At 60.4% G+C, this 4403-nt stretch carries 3 protein-coding genes; 1 reads left to right on the forward strand and 2 read right to left on the reverse strand.

Annotated elements, in window-relative coordinates:
• Positions 1–241 precede the first annotated feature (241 nt).
• Entirely contained in the window at positions 242–2902 is a 2661-nt protein-coding gene (locus tag FJ398_26395; GenBank protein ID MBM3841415.1) for a DUF2092 domain-containing protein, read from the reverse strand.
• Between the two features lie 265 nt (positions 2903–3167).
• On the opposite strand from FJ398_26395, the gene FJ398_26400 reads away from it, so the two are divergent.
• A complete protein-coding gene (locus FJ398_26400; GenBank protein MBM3841416.1) occupies positions 3168–3557 on the forward strand; it encodes a hypothetical protein in 390 nt (129 codons plus the stop codon).
• Positions 3558–3912: 355 nt separating this feature from the next.
• On the opposite strand, the gene FJ398_26405 is transcribed toward FJ398_26400, so the two are convergent.
• On the reverse strand, positions 3913–4284 hold the full coding sequence (locus tag FJ398_26405) for a hypothetical protein (GenBank protein MBM3841417.1): 372 nt from the start codon (positions 4282–4284) through the stop codon (positions 3913–3915).
• Between the last annotated feature and the right edge of the window lie 119 nt (positions 4285–4403).

A 4403-nucleotide genomic window follows, 5' to 3' on the forward strand; every position in this document is an offset into this window, starting at 1 on the left:
GGGACCGGAAGCAGCCTGAAGGCTGCGGTCCGCACAGTCTCAGGTTCATGGGCCGTGTGCACGGCTCGAAGGCGGTGGGAACTTCCCATAAACACGATGGTAGGGCGAGCCTGTCCCCAGCGAGCCGAATCACATGTGTTCAAAATCGGTCAATCGGCTCGCCGGGGACGGACTCGCCCTACCTGGTTCATGAATGAAACGAGTGCGCCAGCTACCGAAATGAGCGAAGAACGCACAAGGTTCACTCGTCGGTGATCGCGATCAGGAACGGCGCGGAATCCGTCATCGCGGAAACAAAATCGAGGCTGGCGATCTCAACTTCCGGCAATGGATTCACCCAAACCGATTTGTAGATGCGAACGACGCGATTGAGCGGCCGGGTGGCTTCGTTCGCGCCCTGCCACGCGACGGCCAATCCGTTCGGGGTCGTCGGTTCATCGGCTTGCGGCCACCAATCCCTCACGTCGAAACCGTAGATGATCGGCACGATCCGCTGATCTCCGTTCGCGTAGTGGACCCGGTAACTCCCGATCTGGGTGCCGTCCGCAACCGTCCATCCCGTCCCGTGCAGAAAGTGCAGGCGCTGACACTTTCGCTTTACGGAGATGTTCGAGGCGGCGGTGGGATAGAGGCTTTTCAAAAAATCTTCCGCTTGCCCCGCCAATTGAACGATGCCGCGCACATCGAATTCCGTTCCGGCAAATTGTTGCAGCCCGCGCGGCATAGGCGCGAGGTTGTTCCCCGCCCGGCTCGAATGCCAGCTTTCCGTGAGCGGCGCGTTGTAGTGCTTCGACAAATCGACCAGTTCCGGGCGCGCTTGCGGCGGCCGTTTCTCAATGAGGAGAGCCAGTCTGGATTTGTCGAGAGCCGGTTTCTCCTCCGGGACAGAACGGCCCGCGAGCTTGCGGGTCAATTCGAATGCCTGCACCTGCCGGGCGTCCGGAGGCGGCGTGAAGGCGAACGTTCCCGGCCGAAATTCCGGATTGAGCCGGATGCCTGTGTGCGTCGTGGTGACGAGCATTCCTTTCAAGGACACTCGGCGGAAACCGCTCCCGCCCAAATCCGGCATCAGCGTGTCCTTCACCACGCCGGAGAGATCCTGGACAAATTGCCGCACGACGCCGTTTTCTTGATCGATCCAGGCTCGAATCGAATACGGAAGGGTCGAGGCGTTGGAACTGGTTTGGGCGCCCTGGACGTCGCCCGGCGAGGAGGTGGAAGCATCTTCCCGCCCCCAGCGCACAACGTAAGCTTTGCGCTCGCCAATCTCCTCGCGGCCGACAACCCGGGCGTTCCGCGTCTGCTCGGCGAACGCTTGCTGCGGGCGCTCGCTGGCGAGCATCTGATACAGCGGTTCGGGGATATCGAGGTACGGGATTCGATCGACTTCATCGAAAACTTCCTGGATCGTTGCGCGCGCCTCCCGCACCAGATACTCCTTCGTGAGCGGGTTATGCACGAAAAGCTTCGCGCCATCGCAGACAATCTGAAAATCCGTCTCCCCAATCCCCATTTCCCTTTTGAACCTCAGATTGACTTTGTTGGGTTTTTCCAGAGCGATGCTGGCCAGGCCGCTCGTGACGACGCGCGCGCCCTGCATGTGGATGTCCGCCCGGATGACGGCGTGATCCTCATACGACTTGAGCCCGGCGTACACGGCGCCCAGATTCTGAATCGCCAGTTGCGCCTGCAAATCCTCAATCCTCTGCCGCACCCAGCGAAACGAAAATGTCCCTGCCAGCACCAGAATCGTGGCGAACGCGACGCCCCGCAAGATGCCTTTGCGAAACGCCTCGCGCTGGCGCCGGAGTTCCTGATTGGGCATGCTCGCCACCACCCACTTCCGGTCGAACACCTGCGCATAAATCCGGTTCCGCACCGCCAGATAGCCGTTCACGACCCGCGCGATGCCGGAGAGACGCAAGATGCCGGCGAACACGTTGGTCTCCTCGTCGCGCACGCGTTTGGCGGCGCGGACTTTTTCGTAAAGGCTGAGCAAGCTCGCCAGCTCCGTTTCGCTCCGCAGCAGGCGTTCGCGGACGAACAACAAATTGTCATCCCGTTCGCGCGCGCGGTGCGAGAGAAACAACCCTTCACACAATCGGTCCACGCCGCCTGGACTCGTCACGCCGGCGTCGTCCGCCACCGCCTGGCAAAGCCGTTGCGTCAAGTAAGGATGGCCGTTGGTCCAATACAGAATGCGCTCCAGGAGCTTCGCCGCGATGCGCGGTTCCCGCCCCAGGCCGTTGGCCAGCGGCGCCGCTTCGCCCTCCGTGAAATCGTTCAACTCGATCCGGCGTCCGATGTTGAACGGCGTGGTCCGGGTGTCGCGAATCAAATCACTCGGCGTGGCCACGCCCAGCAAACAAAAGGTCAGGCGGTTGAACTCCGGGTCTTCGGTCCGGCGGTTGTAACATTCGCGAATGGCGGAGAAGAACTCGTCGGTCGAAAACGGCAGGCTCCGCACGGTATCGATCTCATCGACGAAAACGACCAGCGGTCCGGGCCGCTTCGCCATCGCGATATCGCGGAGGGCGGCGAAAAACCGCTGGACCGGGCTGACGCGTTCGTTCCGCTTCCAAAAATCATCGAACTCGTCTTCGAGCTTCAACTGGCGTCCGAGCCGCAGCGCCAGGCCGTCGTACCATTGTTCGGGCGTCAGGTTCTGGCCGATCGCAGTCAAGTCCAACGCCGCGACATTGATGCCTTTGACGCGAAGTTTGTTGGAGGTTCGGACCATCAGCGAGGACTTCCCCATTTGGCGCGAGGTCAGCACGTAACAGAACTCTCCTTTGAGCAAGCCGTCGAAAAGGTCGCGGTCCGCCTGGCGTTCCACGTAACACGGGGCGTCCTGCTGCAACGTGCCGCCTGTGACGTAAAAGCTGGATCCGGCGCTGCTCATGGTTGGTTCAGCGCCCCCGACAATAAGGAAAGCGCCCGCCACGGGAAGAGAAAAGAATCCGGCAATTCTCAGTTTGACTTCGGTAGGGCGAGCCTGTCCCCAGCGAGCCGCCTCCAACGTGTTCCCACTACGTCGGAAACGGCTCGCCGGGACGGACTCGCCCTACCCTGGAAACGTTTGCCTTCATGGGAAGCAGTCCATAATGAGAATTGCTGGAAAAGAATCGCGATTGACGGCTCGCGGTTTCCGTCGGTTAAATGCCGCCATGCACACAATCATCAGTGCGGAACAACTCCGAACTTTGCTCAACGACACCCGCCAGACCATGGGCGAACAGCCCTGGATTCAGGCCACTGACGACCACGCCCAGGCCGTCAATATTCCTCACGGCAAGATGGAAGCGCTGCAGCGGCTGGAAAGAAATGAGTGGGTGTTCGTGCCCGTCGCGCGGACAAAAAAGAAGAACGGCAAGCTCATCGAGCACGGCTTTGAGATTCATCGGCGCGAGTCCGGCTGGGAAGTCGTGACGGCGGCTCTGGAGATGGCGGACGAAGGACAGGCCAAGGTCCACGAGGAAGCGGCGCGCAACCACGCCGTGCAACAAGAACTCGAAAAACTCCGCCTCCGCGTCAGCCGCGCCCGGCAATCCCATTAGTCTGGTAAGGACGCGTTCCACCGCGTCCCTGACTATTCCTTGGGACGTTGCTTGAACGGAGCGACGGACAACGGGAAAACCCGAGGCGTCCGTAATCCCATCGTCACTTCTCTGGCGGCAATCCACCTCAAGGTTTAATTGGGGACGCAGTGGAATGCGTCCCTACCCAACGCAGAAGGTAAGGACGCGTTCCACCGCGTCCCTGATTAATCCCTGGCGTGCCGTTTGAACCAAGAGACGGACGTTGGGAAAACCCGATGCCTCTCGCTGTCCCATCGTCCCACCGTCACTTCCCCGAAAGCAGTCCGCCTCAAGGTCTGATCAGGGACGCAGTGGAATGCAGTGGAATGCGTCCCTACCAACGCAACTCGTGAACCATGCCTTGATACGGCCACTCGTCCGGATGTTGGACCAAGCCCTTGCGCAACGGATTTTCTCTCACGTACGTCCACCGCTCGTGGTACTCTTCAGCGTCGCGGAGCCGATGATGAAAGCCGCGGCGTTGAAACTCCCAGGGCTCGTTGAGATGGCGACGGCTGAATTGCCCTTTCCAAAACTTGATCCACGCGTCGATGCCGAATCGGAGATCGCGCGGCGCGCAGAACAGGTGCAAGTGATCGGGCATGAGCAAGTAGTAGCCGACGAGCCAGGCCGTGGCTTCCTGGCGCCAGACCGCGACGAGCGAGTTTTGCATTTTCGCCTGGTTCATCCACGACACTGGGTGCATGACGCCAAAGTAACCAAGTCCTAACAAGCGACTGGCCGGATGTTCAGATAATCGCTGTGATGGAGGCGGTCCCAACATTCATCCCAACGGTTACCGAGCAAAGCGCATCGAAGTTCCAA

This window comes from Verrucomicrobiota bacterium (assembly GCA_016871535.1).
Lineage (GTDB): Bacteria > Verrucomicrobiota > Verrucomicrobiia > Limisphaerales > SIBE01 > VHCZ01.